11 protein-coding genes are annotated in these 15,401 nt (G+C 42.1%); 7 read left to right on the top strand and 4 right to left on the bottom strand.

Going from position 1 to position 15,401, the window contains the following annotated elements:
* Positions 1–4: 4 nt before the first annotated feature.
* Positions 5–1,144 (bottom strand): cytochrome d ubiquinol oxidase subunit II, encoded by a 1,140-nt coding sequence (cydB, locus tag H5180_RS12570; RefSeq protein WP_145240499.1) that lies wholly within the window; start codon positions 1,142–1,144, stop codon positions 5–7.
* A complete protein-coding gene (locus tag H5180_RS12565; protein ID WP_182718679.1) occupies positions 1,141–2,742 on the bottom strand; it encodes a cytochrome ubiquinol oxidase subunit I in 1,602 nt (533 codons plus the stop codon). Before H5180_RS12565 ends, cydB begins: the two co-directional genes overlap by 4 nt.
* A gap of 378 nt (positions 2,743–3,120) precedes the next feature.
* Between H5180_RS12565 and lpxB the strand changes: the two genes are divergently transcribed.
* The 6 genes from lpxB to H5180_RS12535 all read left to right on the top strand — a co-directional run bounded on the left by lpxB (position 3,121) and on the right by H5180_RS12535 (position 11,087).
* The gene (gene lpxB, locus H5180_RS12560; protein WP_145240502.1) at positions 3,121–4,278 is read left to right on the top strand and encodes a lipid-A-disaccharide synthase; all 1,158 of its coding nucleotides are present in this window, start codon (positions 3,121–3,123) and stop codon (positions 4,276–4,278) included.
* The gene (gene rnhB / locus H5180_RS12555) at positions 4,268–4,864 is read left to right on the top strand and encodes a ribonuclease HII (protein WP_145240504.1); all 597 of its coding nucleotides are present in this window, start codon (positions 4,268–4,270) and stop codon (positions 4,862–4,864) included. Before lpxB ends, rnhB begins: the two co-directional genes overlap by 11 nt.
* On the top strand, positions 4,864–8,355 hold the full coding sequence (dnaE, locus tag H5180_RS12550; RefSeq protein ID WP_145240506.1) for a DNA polymerase III subunit alpha: 3,492 nt from the start codon (positions 4,864–4,866) through the stop codon (positions 8,353–8,355). The genes rnhB and dnaE overlap by 1 nt, the downstream gene beginning before the upstream one ends.
* Before the next feature lie 16 nt (positions 8,356–8,371).
* A complete protein-coding gene (accA, locus tag H5180_RS12545; RefSeq protein ID WP_145240508.1) occupies positions 8,372–9,328 on the top strand; it encodes an acetyl-CoA carboxylase carboxyl transferase subunit alpha in 957 nt (318 codons plus the stop codon).
* A gap of 107 nt (positions 9,329–9,435) precedes the next feature.
* Positions 9,436–10,743 (top strand): tRNA lysidine(34) synthetase TilS, encoded by a 1,308-nt coding sequence (gene tilS / locus H5180_RS12540; RefSeq protein ID WP_182758331.1) that lies wholly within the window; start codon positions 9,436–9,438, stop codon positions 10,741–10,743.
* A complete protein-coding gene (locus tag H5180_RS12535; protein WP_145240512.1) occupies positions 10,740–11,087 on the top strand; it encodes a hypothetical protein in 348 nt (115 codons plus the stop codon). Before tilS ends, H5180_RS12535 begins: the two co-directional genes overlap by 4 nt.
* A gap of 47 nt (positions 11,088–11,134) precedes the next feature.
* Here the strand turns inward: H5180_RS12535 and H5180_RS12530 are convergent, their stop codons facing one another.
* Positions 11,135–12,031, bottom strand: a complete 897-nt coding sequence (locus H5180_RS12530) for a GGDEF domain-containing protein (RefSeq protein WP_145240514.1) — start codon at positions 12,029–12,031, stop codon at positions 11,135–11,137.
* A 150-nt stretch (positions 12,032–12,181) separates the two neighbouring features.
* Here H5180_RS12530 and H5180_RS12525 point away from each other — a divergent pair, with 150 nt between their 5' ends.
* The gene (locus H5180_RS12525) at positions 12,182–14,158 is read left to right on the top strand and encodes a monovalent cation:proton antiporter-2 (CPA2) family protein (protein WP_145240516.1); all 1,977 of its coding nucleotides are present in this window, start codon (positions 12,182–12,184) and stop codon (positions 14,156–14,158) included.
* Between the two features lie 14 nt (positions 14,159–14,172).
* Here H5180_RS12525 and H5180_RS12520 read toward each other — a convergent pair whose 3' ends face one another.
* The gene (locus H5180_RS12520; RefSeq protein WP_145240518.1) at positions 14,173–15,318 is read right to left on the bottom strand and encodes a patatin-like phospholipase family protein; all 1,146 of its coding nucleotides are present in this window, start codon (positions 15,316–15,318) and stop codon (positions 14,173–14,175) included.
* Positions 15,319–15,401 lie beyond the last annotated feature (83 nt).

Below are 15,401 nucleotides of genomic sequence, written 5' to 3'. Positions count from 1 at the left end.
CTCCTTAGTAACTGCCATGGCTGTTATTTTCAATTTCTTCTACGGTTACTTTGCGCCACATTTTCACATAACACCATGTGGTGTAAAGTAAAATAAGTGGCACAAAAATACTTACTGCAATAAACATTACATTCAATGTTCTATGGCTAGAAACCGCATCCCATATTGTTAAACTAATATCAGGGTGATTACTTGATGGCATAATAAATGGGAATAAGGACATTCCAGCCGTCATGATCACACCGCCAAGCATTAAGCTTGTTGCTATTAATGCCAGGCCCGGTCTATTAATTTTTGAACATATCCACGCTAATGCAGCCATTAAAAAAGCGACCGCAGGGAACAGCATAGTTAAAGGCATTTGTTGATAATTGTTTAACCAAGCACCTGCAGAGGTGGTTACTGTTTTATCTAGTGGGTTTGCAAAGCCTTGCGTATCACCCATCGAGATTATTTGGTAACCATCAAGATTAGCAATCCAAATACCTGCAACAGCAAATAACACGATGAATGCTAACAGTGCATAACGACCATATTGCGCTGAGCGACGAGCAACATCACTGTCTGTACGCAGCTGTAACCACATACCGCCATGGGCAAGTAACATAGTTACGCTGATCAAGCCGGCTAATAAGGCAAATGGATTTAATAATGCAAAGAAAGATCCTTGGTAGCTGGTTCTAAGGTATTCATCAATACTAAATGGCACACCTAAAAACAGATTGCCAAAGGCCACGCCAAATACCAGAGCAGGAATGGCACTGCCAGCAAATAAGCCCCAATCCCAATTGTTACGCCAGCGTGGAGAGTCAATTTTGCTGCGATAGTCAAAACCCAAAGGTCTAAAAAATAAGGCAAACAATACCAACATCATAGCAAAGTAAAAGCCCGAAAATGCAGCCGCATAAACCATCGGCCACGCTGCAAATAAGGCACCACCTGCGGTGATAAACCATACTTGGTTACCATCCCAGTGTGGACCTACCGTATTGATCACCACACGGCGTTCACTGTCGGTTTTACCAACTAACTTGATAAGCATAGCCACGCCCATGTCCATACCATCGGTGATTGCAAAACCAATTAACAATACGCCGATGATAACCCACCAAAGTAACTTTAACGTTTCATAATCGAAAATCATGATTTTGCTCCTTGCTCGTCAGTTATTTGGTCGCCATTAGTATGGTCATCTAAATGTTCAAAGTGATATTTACCAGTGTGCAATGAACTTGGTCCTATTTTTACAAATCGCAGCATCAGCCAGCCTTCGACAATAGCAAGGCCGGTGTAGAAGACGATAAAGCCGGTTAAGCTTATTAAAATATCATTGACAGTCAGTGACGAGGTCGCTAAAAAGGTTGGCAGTATTTCAGAGATTGCCCACGGCTGACGGCCATACTCGGCAACTATCCAGCCAAATTCAATTGCTATCCAAGGTAGAGGGATACTCCACACCGCAGCCCACAATAACCAACGTTTTTGTTCAATCACACGATGTGCATTGTAATAAAAAGACAATACAAATACGCCCAGCATAATCACACCACAGCCAACCATGATCCTAAATGACCAAAACATCGGGCCTACTTGAGGGAACGAATCTTTAACGGCTTGCTGAATTTGTGCTTCAGTTGCATCCACTACATTTGGTGTATAACGCTTTAACAATAAGCCGTAGCCTAAATCAGCTTTGAGGGTGTCAAACTTAGCAATATTCTCAGCTGAGTCATCACCACTGCGCAGTTTTTCAAGGTATTTATAAGCGATCATACCGTTACGAATACGCACTTCATGTTGTTTTTCTAAATCATTAATGCCGATGACTTGCTCATCTAGCGAGCGGGTCGCTATTAAGCCTAGTGCATACGGGATTTTAACGGCAGCATGGGTCACTTGTTTATCGGAATCAGGGATCCCAACTAACGTAAACGCAGCGGGTGCTTCCTCGGTGTGCCATTCAGCTTCAATGGTTGCCAGTTTTACTTTTTGTACTTCACCGACTTCATAGCCTGATTCATCGCCAAGTAAAATAACACACAATACTGAGGCTAAACCAAAGCCGCTAGCGACTGAAAAAGAGCGTTTTGCAAAAGCGAGATCACGGCCCTTAAGGATATACCAACTACTGATCCCCAATACGAACATGGATGCGGCAACATAGCCCGCAGACACAGTATGAATAAACTTAACTTGTGCGACAGGGTTAAACACAAGCTCGGCAAAACTCGTCATTTCCATGCGCATAGTTTGATAGTTAAATTCAGCACCGACAGGGTTTTGCATCCAACCATTAGCGACTAATATCCACAGCGCAGACATATTAGTACCAATAGCCATTAAAAAGGTTGCACCTAAATGCTGGCGTTTACTGAGCCGCTCCCAGCCTAAAAAGAACATACCTACAAAGGTCGATTCTAAAAAGAATGCCATTAGCCCTTCTATTGCAAGGGGAGCGCCAAATACATCGCCCACATAATGAGAGTAATAAGACCAGTTAGTACCAAATTCAAACTCCATGGTAAGGCCTGTGGCTACACCAATGGCGAAGTTAATGCCAAATAGTTTACCCCAAAACTTGGTCATATCACGGTAGATTTCTCGGCCGGTCATTACATAAACCGACTCCATGATCACTAAAATCCAGGTCATACCTAGAGTCAGTGGTACAAATAAAAAGTGAAACAGGGCGGTGACAGCAAACTGTAATCGCGATAGATCCACAAAGGTTTCATCTATCATTTTTTATAGCTCCTTGAATGTGCGGGCGAGTCACAAAACAAATAAAGTAAGCAAAAGTTAGTTAATAAAGTTTCAGTAATCATTGAAACTTTATGCATTATTCTCTTTTGGTTAATTATTGTCAATCACAACATGGATAAATATTACCCCATTATGATTAATGCGACGCTTTTTAATCGGCTTTAGTTAGTGAAACACAGAGCTTAACTATTTACCAATATATGTTTGAAAAACAGGCAAATAGTTCTGATTGTATCAGTAAAGGTACGTTGCAGAAGGTTTCTCTAATTTATTCAGGGTGTGTCATTTAATCGCGCAGTAAAACAAGCTAGACTAATGCCTATGACCGTCTTGTTGACTTGTGAATAAAAAACAGCCATGAATAAAGATAAACAGCCACTACGTATAGCGATTGTAGTTGGAGAGCTCTCTGGTGATATTTTAGGTGAAGGCCTAATTAAAGCATTGAAACAGCGCTACCCTGATGCCATTTTTGAAGGTATTGCAGGGCCGAAAATGCAGGCGCAAGGCTGTAGTAGCTTATTTGATATGGAAGAGTTAGCTGTAATGGGCTTAGTGGAAGTGCTAGGCCGATTACCGCGGTTATTAAAAATTCGCAAGCAACTAGTCCAACACTTTATTGATAACCCGCCAGACGTTTATATAGGTATTGATGCACCTGACTTTAATTTACGGGTTGAAAAGCCGTTAAAAGATGCTGGGATTAAAACGATTCAATATGTAAGTCCATCAGTGTGGGCATGGCGAGAAAAACGTATCCACAAAATCAGCGCTGCAACCAATATGGTGCTGGCTTTATTACCGTTTGAAAAAGCATTTTACGATAAACATAATGTGCCATGTACTTTTGTTGGCCATACACTGGCTGATGATATTGCCCTTGAGCATGACGACAGCGCAGCGCGTCAACAATTAGGTTTAAGCCTTGATGATAAAGTACTGGCATTATTGCCAGGTAGTCGAGGCTCAGAAGTAGGGTTGCTTAGTGAAACTTACCTTAAAACAGCGGCCGGGCTACAAGCTAAAAATCCTGATTTAAAAATAGTGGTGCCATTAGTAAATGAGCAACGCAAAGCACAATTTAGTGCTATTTTGGCAGCTACAGCGCCACAACTAAATATTCAGTTGTTGGATGGGCAATCGAACCTTGCTATGCAAGCGGCAGATGTGATTTTAATTGCATCAGGTACCGCGACCCTGGAAGGGATGCTTTATAAAAAACCTATGGTGGTTGGCTATAAAATAAAAGCCCTAAGTTATTGGATTTTTAAAAGTTTATTCACTTTTAATATTAAATACTTTTCGTTACCAAACTTATTAGCTGACGAAGAGCTAGTGCCTGAATTTATGCAGCATGATTGCAGCGTTGAAAACCTAACGAACGCCCTTGAACCAATGCTAAATAGTGATAATCGCGAGTTGAAAGCGCGTTTTTTAGCCATTCACCAGCAAATACGCTTAAATGCTAGTGAGCAAGCAGCCACTGCTGTTGCGGAGATTATAGATGCAAATTGAACGACCTAACCTCAGCTTTATCGCTGGCGTTGACGAAGTCGGCCGTGGGCCATTAGTTGGCGATGTAGTGACCGCTGCGGTGATCCTCGATCCAGCTAAACCGATAGCTGGTCTTGCGGATTCAAAAAAGTTAACCGATAAAAAACGCCAAGCACTAGCAATTGAGATCAAAGAAAAAGCGCTGTGTTGGTCCATTGGCCGATGTAGCCCCACAGAAATCGACGAGTTAAATATTCTCCATGCCACTATGCTGGCAATGACTCGTGCGGTTGAAGGCTTAAGTACCACCCCTGAGTTTGTATTTGTCGATGGCAATCGCCTACCTGCGCTCAGTATGCCGGCACAAGCCGTAATAAAAGGCGACAGTCTAGTGGCAGAGATCTCAGCAGCATCCATTATTGCTAAAGTTGCCCGTGATGATGAAATGATTGAGCTTGATAAACGCTATCCAGAATATGGTTTTGCAGGTCATAAAGGCTACCCAACCAAGGCACATTTTGCTGCTCTTGAGCAGTACGGCGCCATTAGTGAACATCGTAAAAGCTTTAAACCAGTACAACGTGTACTGGCGATGCAGGAGAAGTAATGGCAGCTCCAGATTTTGTGCATTTACGGGTACATTCAGACTTTTCAATGGTCGATGGTTTAGCGAAAACTAAACCGATTGTCGCCAAAGCGCAGGAATTACAATTACCGGCATTGGCCATTACCGACCAAATGAACTTATGTGGTTTAGTGCGCTTTTACGACACCGCTCATAATGCGGGTATTAAACCAATTGTTGGTGCTGATTTTTGGTTACACAGCCCAGAGTTTCCAGAAGGGCCTTGTCGGTTAGTTATTTTAGCTAAAGATAATGTCGGTTATAAAAATCTTACCCTTTTAATCTCTAAAGCGTATCAACGTGGGCATTTATTTCATCGCCCTGTTATTGAACGAGATTGGTTAGTTGAGCACAAAGAAGGGCTTATTTTACTCTCTGGTGCCAAAGATGGCGATTTAGGTAAAGCGCTATTAAAAGGCAACCCAGCCACAGTTGAGTCGGTGGTTAGTTTTTATAAACAGCATTTTAGTGATAACTACTATATTGAGTTGATACGTACTAAGCGTACACAAGAAGAAGACTATTTACACTTAGCGGTTGAGCTTGCAACCGTTGAGCAATTGCCAGTTGTGGCTACCAACGAAGTGGTATTTTTGAAGCCTGAAAACTTCGAGGCCCACGAAATACGCGTAGCAATATTTGACGGCTATACGCTTGATGATAAACGCCGACCAAAGCGCTTCTCTGAAGAGCAGTACTTAAAAACCCCAGCACAAATGGCTGAGCTGTTTAGTGATATCCCAGAAGCGCTGCAAAACAGTGTGGAAATCGCCAAACGCTGTAATGTGACGGTGCAGCTTGGTACGTATTTCTTACCAGATTACCCAACCGGCTCATTAAAAATTGAAGACTTCTTGGTGAAAGTATCCCGAGACGGTCTTGAAGAGCGCCTACAGTTTTTATTCCCTGATGAAGCTGACCGAGCAGAAAAACGTGTTGAATACGACGAGCGTTTACAAATCGAGCTCGATGTAATTAACCAAATGGGTTTCCCTGGTTACTTCTTGATCGTAATGGAGTTCATCCAGTGGAGTAAAGATAACAATATTCCAGTTGGGCCAGGGCGTGGTTCAGGTGCGGGTTCGTTAGTGGCGTACGCGCTGAAAATTACCGATCTTGATCCGCTTGAATTTGATTTACTTTTCGAGCGCTTCTTGAACCCTGAACGTGTATCAATGCCGGATTTCGACGTCGATTTCTGTATGGATAGACGCGATGAAGTAATCGATCACGTATCGGCTCTATATGGACGAGACGCGGTATCACAGATCATTACTTTTGGTACTATGGCAGCAAAAGCGGTAATACGCGATGTTGGCCGAGTACTTGGCCACCCGTACGGATTTGTTGACCGTATATCAAAACTGATCCCAGGCGATCCCGGCATGACGTTGGCAAAAGCGTTTGATGTTGAGCCACGCCTGCAAGAAGCTTACGATGGCGATACAGAAGTAAAAGACTTAATCGATATGTGTCGCATCCTTGAAGGCTGTACACGTAACGCTGGTAAACATGCCGGTGGTGTGGTTATTTCACCGACTACAATTACTGATTTTGCCGCCCTGTATTGTGACGATGAAGGTAAGTTTCCGGTTACTCAGTTTGACAAAAATGACGTAGAGACCGCCGGATTAGTAAAGTTTGACTTCTTAGGTCTACGAACCCTGACCATTTTGCAATGGGCAGTTGATATGACTAATGAGCGCTTAACCCGAGAGGGCAAAGAGTCAATAGATATCAACACCATTCCACTGAATGATAAAAAGAGTATAGAGCTGCTATTAAGAGCAGAAACTACCGCGGTATTCCAACTTGAATCCCGGGGTATGAAAGACTTAGTAAGGCGCTTAAAGCCCGATTGCTTTGAAGATATGATCGCCTTGGTAGCCTTGTTTCGTCCTGGGCCATTACAGTCAGGCATGGTAGATAACTTTATCGACCGAAAACTTGGTCGCGAAGAAATTTCTTATCCAGATGCACAATATCAACACGAAAGCTTAAAGCCTATTTTGGAGCCGACTTACGGCATTATCTTGTATCAAGAACAAGTAATGCAAATTGCTCAGGTACTGGCAGGTTACACCCTAGGTGGCGCCGATATGTTACGTCGTGCAATGGGTAAGAAAAAGCCAGAAGAGATGGCAAAACAGCGTTCAACATTTGAAGATGGTGCGCGAAATAACGGCATTGACGGCGAACTGGCGATTAAGATCTTCGACTTGGTAGAGAAGTTCGCAGGCTACGGTTTCAATAAATCGCACTCCGCAGCCTATGCGTTAGTATCGTACCAAACGCTGTGGATGAAAACCCATTATCCTGCTGAATTTATGGCGGCGGTGATGTCGGCTGATATGGATAACACTGAAAAAATCGTCACCTTGGTTGATGAATGTGAGAACATGAAACTCACTTTATTACCGCCTGATGTAAATGCCGGTGCCTATAAGTTTACAGTAAACCTCAAGGGTGAAATTGTTTATGGTATTGGTGCTATCAAAGGCGTGGGTGAAGCGCCTGTAGATGCAATTTTAGAAGCGCGAAGTAACGGTGGGCCATTTAAAGACCTATTCGATTTTTGTGCGCGGGTAGATTTAAAACGTATCAATAAACGCGTAACCGAAAAACTTATTTACGCCGGTGCGCTTGATCAACTCGGTCCCGAGAAAACGCAACCAGCGCGTGCTACGTTATTGGCAAGCTTAAAAGACGCGATGAAAGCGGCTGATCAGCATCATAAAGCAGAGTCGTTAGGGCAAACTGATTTATTTGGTTTATTAGCGACAGAGCCGGATGAAGTCGAGCAAGCATTTATAAAAGCCACGCCACTGACTGATAACCAATGGCTTGATGGGGAAAAAGAAACCTTAGGCTTATATTTAACCGGGCACCCAATAAATCAGTATCGAAAAGAGCTGAAATATTACACCAGTGGTAAATTAGTGGATTTACAGCCAACTAATCGTGATGTGCAATCAACCGCTGCAGGCCTTGTTATAGCTGCACGTACACTAGTAAATAAAAAGGGAAATCGTTGGGGGCTTGTAACTTTAGATGACAAGAGTGCCCGTATTGATGTACGCTTATTCCCAGAACAGTTTGAAATGTACCAAGATATGCTGCAAATCAACAATATCTTGGTAATATCTGGACAGGTCAGCTTTGATAACTTCTCCGGTGGTATTACAATGACCGCCAGAGACATATGCACCATCGCGCAAGCGCGCGAAAAACGTATTAAAGCGATTAAAATGACGCTAAATATGGTGCAAATCGAAGCCAACTTCTTCGATAAATTACAAAAAGTACTCGAACCTTATAAGTTTGGTACTTGTCCGATTAAGGTTTACTATCAGCGTCCAGATGCGTTGGCACAGTTAACCCTCGGGACAGAATGGTGTGTTACGCCTAGTGATGACTTAATTCATAAGTTATCGTTAATGGCGGCGCAAGATGTAGAACTAGAATTTAACTAATTAGGTAGTTTAGAGCATGAGCCTCAATTATCTTGATTTTGAGCTTCCAATCGCAGAGTTAGAAGCAAAAATTGAAGAGTTACAAAATATAAGCCGCGCTGGCGATTTAGACCTTGAGTTAGAAGAGGAAGTCAGTCGATTAAAAGAGAAAAGCGCTAAAATGAAAGAGGAAATATTCTCTAAATTAGGTGCTTGGCAGGTTTCTCAGTTAGCCCGTCATCCGTTGCGTCCTTATACTCGAGATTATATCGAGCGTATTTTCACGGAATTTGACGAGTTTGCTGGCGATCGTACTTTTGCGAATGATCCGGCAATTTTAGGCGGTGTTGCACGCTTTGAAGGTCAACCAGTGATGGTTATTGGCCAACAAAAAGGCCGTGACACAGCTGAAAAAATTAAACGCAACTTTGGTATGCCAAAGCCTGAAGGTTACCGTAAAGCATTACGCTTAATGGAAATGGCAGAGCGTTTTAAAATGCCAATTATGACCTTTATCGACACCCCAGGTGCATACCCTGGTGTTGGCGCTGAAGAGCGAGGCCAATCTGAAGCAATCGCACGTAACCTTAAAGTGATGGCAGCATTAAAAGTGCCAACAATTTGTACGGTTATTGGTGAAGGTGGCTCAGGTGGCGCTCTAGCCATTGGTGTAGGTGATCGCGTTAACATGTTGCAGTACAGTACTTACTCGGTGATTTCACCAGAAGGTTGTGCATCAATTTTGTGGAAGAGCGCTGATAAAGCCCCTCTTGCTGCAGAAGCGATGGGTGTAACCGCTGAGCGTGTTAAAGAGCTTGATTTGATCAACAGCTTAGTTGAAGAGCCATTAGGTGGCGCACACCGTAACTACGAAGGTATGGCGCGTAACCTGAAAAATCAACTTAAGCGCGATTTAGCTGATTTACAAGCTCTGTCACTGGATGAGATGCTTGATCAACGCTATAAACGTTTAATGTCGTTTGGCTATTGTTAAGATAAACAAAACAACCAAATTGATGAAAAAAAGCCGCTATTGCGGCTTTTTTGTTTTAGAATGCTTTGGAGCTTGGAGCACTACTAAATTTAAGTTGATGGTTACTCATGCAAACAACATCGTTATACCAACAAGTAAAAAATGCCATTACGCCTTATACCGATGAGCACAAAACCGCATTTACGGTAGCGCTCTCTGGTGGTGTGGATTCGGTGGTATTACTGCATATAATGAATGCGCTAAAAGCTGAAATACCGCAACTGCAATTAAGCGCAGTTTATGTTAATCATGGTTTAAGTCAGTATGGCGACGATTGGCAGCATTTTTGCGAAAAATTATGTGCAATAGTAAAAGTTCCTTTTTACTCGGCTCAGGTAAAAATCACCAATAAATCACGCACGAGTCTAGAAGAGCTCGCCCGCGATGCTCGGTATCAGGCACTTGATCAGCATAGCCCAAGCGGCAGTATTATTTTGCTAGGGCAGCACTTAAATGATCAACTAGAAACGTTCTTATTGAGACTAAAACGGGGCTCAGGATTACAAGGCTTAGCATCGATGCGGCAAACTCGCACCTTGAGTTCTGGGCGAGAATGTTTAAGGCCACTGCTGAACACCACACGACACAGTATTGAACAATTTGCTACCGAGTTTAAGCTTGATCATATTACCGATGATTCAAATACGGATGAGCGCTTTGATCGCAACTTTATTCGTCAGCAAATAGTGCCTCTATTAAGTGAACGATTTACCGGCTTTGAGAAAAGCGCAGCGCGAAGTGTTAACCTTCTTCAACAGCAGCAAGATGTACTTGATGAATACACTCAGTTAGATTTAAGGCAATGCCAAAACACCCAGCAAGGGTTAAGTTGTTTACAGCTAGCAAATTTTAGCGCTGCGCGCCAAGCAAATGTTTTGCGTTGTTGGCTTGGACAATTTACGACGCTTATGCCATCACAACAACAAACTCAGCAAATACTTACACAAGGTTTAACAGCAAAAGCTGATGCGCAGCTACTTATTCAGTTAACGGATGGGCAAGTTCGCCGGCATCAAAAATTTTTATATTTTGTACGTGAAACAAGCGTTCCTGACAGCCAATCACTAACTGCTCAAAATCAGTTACTTTCAGATGGTCGTACCCTAATACAATTATCAGGTATAGGAGTTAGAAAACCATTGCTTGATGAACACGTTTCTGTCCAGTTTAATTGTCCACAGGCGCGTATTAAACCGCTTAAAAAACCGGGTCACAACAGCATTAAACATTGGTTTAAAGATGCAAAAGTAGCGCCATGGTTACGTGCTAATGTGCCACTTATTTTTTATAATGAGCAATTAGTTTATGTCGTAGGGCATTTTATAAGTGCAGAACACGCCGATGAAAAAGGTATATTTTGGGAGATAAAAACATGACAACGTCACAGCCACATGTTGGTTTATCACTAGTCAATAAAGCACCGTTAGGGCTAATAGTTACAGCCGTTATAGCGGGCATTGCCACGGTAATGTTTGAGCTGGCGCTATTAACGTTAGCGTATTCGGTTTTAGGTGGTTTGATGTGTGCAATTATTTTAATTGCGTACTGGTTAGGTAAAGGTGGACTATTTTTTATTGTTGGGGTGAGTATTCCATTATTAATGGTCATTGTTGTACCACTAACCAGCATGGCTGCTTTGTTATACCTAATTAGTGGTTTCTTTTTTGGTTTTTGCTTAGCACTATTAGGTTATAAGTTATTAGCCAAGTCAGATAATTAGTATAATTATAAAAGAAAGCCTAGTGGGGGAACTAGGCTTACCTTTAATTAATACGCTTTAGCGCAGTTACGCCCTGATGCTTTGGCCTTGTATAAACCTTTATCGGCGCGGGCAAAAATCTCATTCTCACAATCTTTGCTGTTTGCCAAAGTAAATCCAATGCTGGTGGTGACTTCATATTGTTTCATTAAACTTGACTGAGTCACTAACTGCATTACTCGCTGAGCAATCACTTTATTTGTGGTAAATTCAGGATCATCGATCAATACTGCAAACTCATCACCACCAAAACGAAATACAGAATCAGTCCCGCGAATACTACTGCATAAAACGTTGGCAAACTCTTGTAATACGTCATCGCCAATTTTATGACCGTAGCTATCATTAACTTGTTTAAAGTTATCTAAATCTAACAACATTAGACTAAATGGACGATGATGGCGGCGAAAACGCTCTAATTTCTGAGCCAAAATAGCATCAAACTGACTACGATTATTAAGTCCTGTTAAAGTGTCTTTAGTAGCTAGCTTTAGCACGCGGCTATACATTAATGCATTACGTAATGGATAAACCAATACGCTGTGTAAGCCAACTAACTTTTGCTTGATACTTCCCGAAAGCGGGTATTGGCAAAAATAGATAAGCTGCCCTAAATGTTCATTATTTATGTCTAAATTAAATGAATATGGCGGTTTACTATTATCACTATTAGGGATTTGTGCCACTCCAAGAGACGACTGAAACTGCAAGCCTGAAAAATTTATGATTTGTTTTGCATGCTCAGCATAAATAGTTAATAGCTCTTCTATATTTAACGTTGTTTGCAGTTTTTCGAGCAAACTATGAATAGCAGCAGGTTCATTATTACGGTAATGCTCTGCCGAAAACGGCAGAAACTCGCCACGTGCCGAGATGCGCTGCGTCAAAATATGGACATTTTCCATGGTTTTCTCCCCCTAGGAGTTTGTTATTACTTTTCTAAGCGATTTTTGTGCCACTATTCCAAACTGGCTGAAAAACAGATAGTTGCTATAGTTAACTCTTAAGTAGCTAAAATTTTGACGGTATGGCAACAGTATAAATAGGAGGTTTATTTGCAAAGTGTATTGGCTCAAATATTTGGCTTATTACTGGCTGCTGTGGTGCTGGTATGGTTATTTAAGCGCATTGGCTTACCGCCGATCCTCGCCTACCTTGCTACTGGCTTATTAGCGGGTAGTCATGGCATTGGCTGGATGGCGCAAAGTCATGAAATACATTTTGTAGCTGAGCTTGGTATTGTATTTTTATTATTTAGTTTAGGGCTGGAGTTTTCTGTTGGCCGCTTAATGGCAATGCGCAATATTGTATTTGGCTTGGGCACGTTGCAAGTAATTGTCACAAGTATTGTGTTTATGCTGATTTTATTGTTGATGGATTTGTCTTTGTTGAGCAGTTTCACTATTGCGACATTAATGGCGCTGTCATCAACAGCGGTGGTGGTTAAATTACTTAAAGAAACCGGCGAACTTAAACAGCGGCGAGGGCAGCTCGCTATCGGAATGTTATTATTTCAAGATATTGCGGTGGTGCCGTTACTGATTACTTTACCTTTACTGGCCCAAAGCAGTGATACTGAAGGCATTGCCTGGGCCCTGACTTTCGCTTTAACTAAAGGCGCATTTGTATGTTTGTTGTTATGGATGATAGGCAAGTGGGTATTGCCAAAAGTCTTTAGCGAAGTTGCATTAATGCGCACCGATGAATTGTTTGTTTTGACCACCTTAGTGGTTGCCTTATTTGCCGCAGGCTTAACGTATTTATTTGGCTTATCGATGGCGCTGGGCGCATTTTTAGCAGGAATGATGCTCGGCGAAAGCCAGTACCGACATCAATTAGAAGCTGATATTCGACCATTTCGCGATATTTTAATGGGCCTATTTTTTGTCACTGTCGGTATGCAGCTCGATATTTTATATGTGTTTGGCGTATGGTATTGGATAGTGGCTGCATTAGCGCTAATGCTAGTATTAAAAATTGGTGTTATTACTTTTTTAGCGCAACTGATGGGCGAGCGAAAACAAGATGCAATTGCAGCAGGCATCATGCTATGGCAAATGGGCGAGTTTGGTTTTGTATTAATTGCGCTTGCTACTAAACACCAATTATTAGCTTTAGATCACGCCTCATTTTTAATTGCTATTGCAGTCATGTCGATGGGCTTAACGCCTTATTTAATAGAATCGACGCCTTGGTTATTAAAACAACTTGGGGTATTAAAAAATCCCAACGGTGAGTGGCAGCAACAGCCTAACAGTAGCACCTTGTATCAAAACCATGTAGTGATCTGTGGGTTCTCTCGGGTTGGGCAAACTATTGCGCGGTTTTTAAAGCCAGAAGCAATAGAGTACGTTGCTGTTGAAAGTAACCCAATACTAGTTCAAGAGGCCAAAGCAGCTGGAGAGCCCGTTATTTTTGGTCATGTAAAACAAAAAGATATTTTAAAATCAGCAGGAGTCGAACGAGCTCGACTAGTGATCATTACTTTCACCGATTTTGAACATGCGCAAATCGTGATCGATGCGATAAAGCAAATAGCTCCTGACGTGAAAATACTGGTACGCATGCGCGATGATAGTCATCTCGAAGCACTCAAAGAGCTTGGCGTGACTGAGGTGGTGCCAGAAACACTAGAAGCGAGCTTAATGTTAGTGTCGCACGTGTTGTCTATGTCGGGCGTGCCGATGTCGCGTATTGTTAGGCGGGTTAGCAAAGAGCGGCGTAACCGTTACCAATTTTTACATGGTTTTTTTGCTGGAGATCAATTTGATAGTGAAGAAAACAACGCCGAGCGGCTTGAGTATTTACACGTTATGGCACTGCCAGAAAACGCCTTTGCGGTTGCTAAAAATATTAATGAATTAAATCTCGAAAAACGTAAAGTATCAGTGCGAGCATTACGACGCAAAGACCGTGAAATTGATAGTCCATCGCTGCACACTGTTTTACTCGCCGGAGATATTCTTGTACTACAAGGTAAACCCCGACGAGTAGAGCGGGTAGAGTGCTATTTACTCGATGGTACGGATTAGTGAATAGTTAACTGTTAATCGAGCTCTAAAAATTCGCGTATCTGTGGCAGTTTCTCTAAACCATCTTTATAACCAATTTCAATCAAATGCTGGGTATAGCGTTTTTCAAACAATAAGTAACTGGTTAAACTCGATTGAGAACGTTTTTTAACCCCGATCATGCGCAGTAATATTTTAATGGCTAAAGGCATATCACTGTAATAGTTTGCAGCAATGGCATTAAAGTTTTCTGATGGATTGATCACAAAACTTTGTATTTGCTTTAATTCTTGGTGTTTATCACGCCCAGGTAACAAACCTAAAGTTCGGTTAATTCGTTCAAGGCGCTCAAGATCTGACTGTAAGGTGTCGGTAAACACACTGTCGAGCAAATGGCCCGCAATCGAGGATAACCCTGGGAAGTGAGGTAGATAACCCGGCGGATGAGCTTCTTTGGGCTGATCAACACCAATAATAAATATTTTTTCAGCGCCTAAATGGACACATGGACTCAGTGGCGATAATTGGTGAATAGAGCCATCACCAAAGTAGTGGTTGTATACATTTACGCTCGGAAACACCATAGGAATTGCACTGGACGCCATTAAATGTTCAACGTTAATACGTGCCGCTTGGCCTTCGCGTTTAGCGCGCCGCCAAGGTGACTGTGTATTAGATTGAAAAAACGCCACAGAATCACCCGTGGTATAGCTTGATGCGGTGATTGACAGCGCATCTAAATAATTTCGGTGTAAATTACGCTCAATGCGAGTTAAATCTAAAATTTCATTAAGTAAATTACGTAAAGGCTGATTATTCAACAAGCTCGCTGGTGGATGATTAATATGTTCAGATTGAAAACTAGTCAGCATGTTACGCATTAAATGGCCAAACACGCTGATAAAATCACTTTTATATACCATTGACGTAGAAAAGTTTTTCCAAACAGATTCCAGTTTACGTACCGCCAAATGGGTGCATGAAGCATAGCTTGCTAGCGCAGCTGAATTGATCGCTCCGGCAGATGTACCATTAATAATAGTAAATGGCAGCGGGGCGGTACGCGGCATACTTTGCGCGAGCGCTTTAAGAACCCCAACTTGGTAAGCGGCACGTGCACCACCACCGGTCAGTAACAGAGCAACTTTAGGTTTGTTTTTATCGATTTGCTTGATTTTCATAGTTGAGTTTCGTCGTTGCAATTAAGCGGTTAAGCGTCTTTACTTTATTTATTAACTGTAAGTCTTTAAGCTAGAAGAATCAA

It is taken from the genome of Pseudoalteromonas sp. SR41-4, from assembly GCF_014163985.1.
Lineage (GTDB): Bacteria > Pseudomonadota > Gammaproteobacteria > Enterobacterales > Alteromonadaceae > Pseudoalteromonas > Pseudoalteromonas rhizosphaerae.
This window is presented reverse-complemented; position numbering and strand designations above follow the sequence as displayed.

Bases quoted from the DNA above. Each gene is read 5' to 3' on its own strand.
- cydB (WP_145240499.1), bottom strand. From the start codon at position 1,144: ATGATTTTCGATTATGAAACGTTAAAGTTACTTTGGTGGGTTATCATC.
- H5180_RS12565 (WP_182718679.1), bottom strand. From the start codon at position 2,742: ATGATAGATGAAACCTTTGTGGATCTATCGCGATTACAGTTTGCTGTC.
- lpxB (WP_145240502.1), top strand. From the start codon at position 3,121: ATGAATAAAGATAAACAGCCACTACGTATAGCGATTGTAGTTGGAGAG.
- rnhB (WP_145240504.1), top strand. From the start codon at position 4,268: ATGCAAATTGAACGACCTAACCTCAGCTTTATCGCTGGCGTTGACGAA.
- dnaE (WP_145240506.1), top strand. From the start codon at position 4,864: ATGGCAGCTCCAGATTTTGTGCATTTACGGGTACATTCAGACTTTTCA.
- accA (WP_145240508.1), top strand. From the start codon at position 8,372: ATGAGCCTCAATTATCTTGATTTTGAGCTTCCAATCGCAGAGTTAGAA.
- tilS (WP_182758331.1), top strand. From the start codon at position 9,436: ATGCAAACAACATCGTTATACCAACAAGTAAAAAATGCCATTACGCCT.
- H5180_RS12535 (WP_145240512.1), top strand. From the start codon at position 10,740: ATGACAACGTCACAGCCACATGTTGGTTTATCACTAGTCAATAAAGCA.
- H5180_RS12530 (WP_145240514.1), bottom strand. From the start codon at position 12,031: ATGGAAAATGTCCATATTTTGACGCAGCGCATCTCGGCACGTGGCGAG.
- H5180_RS12520 (WP_145240518.1), bottom strand. From the start codon at position 15,318: ATGAAAATCAAGCAAATCGATAAAAACAAACCTAAAGTTGCTCTGTTA.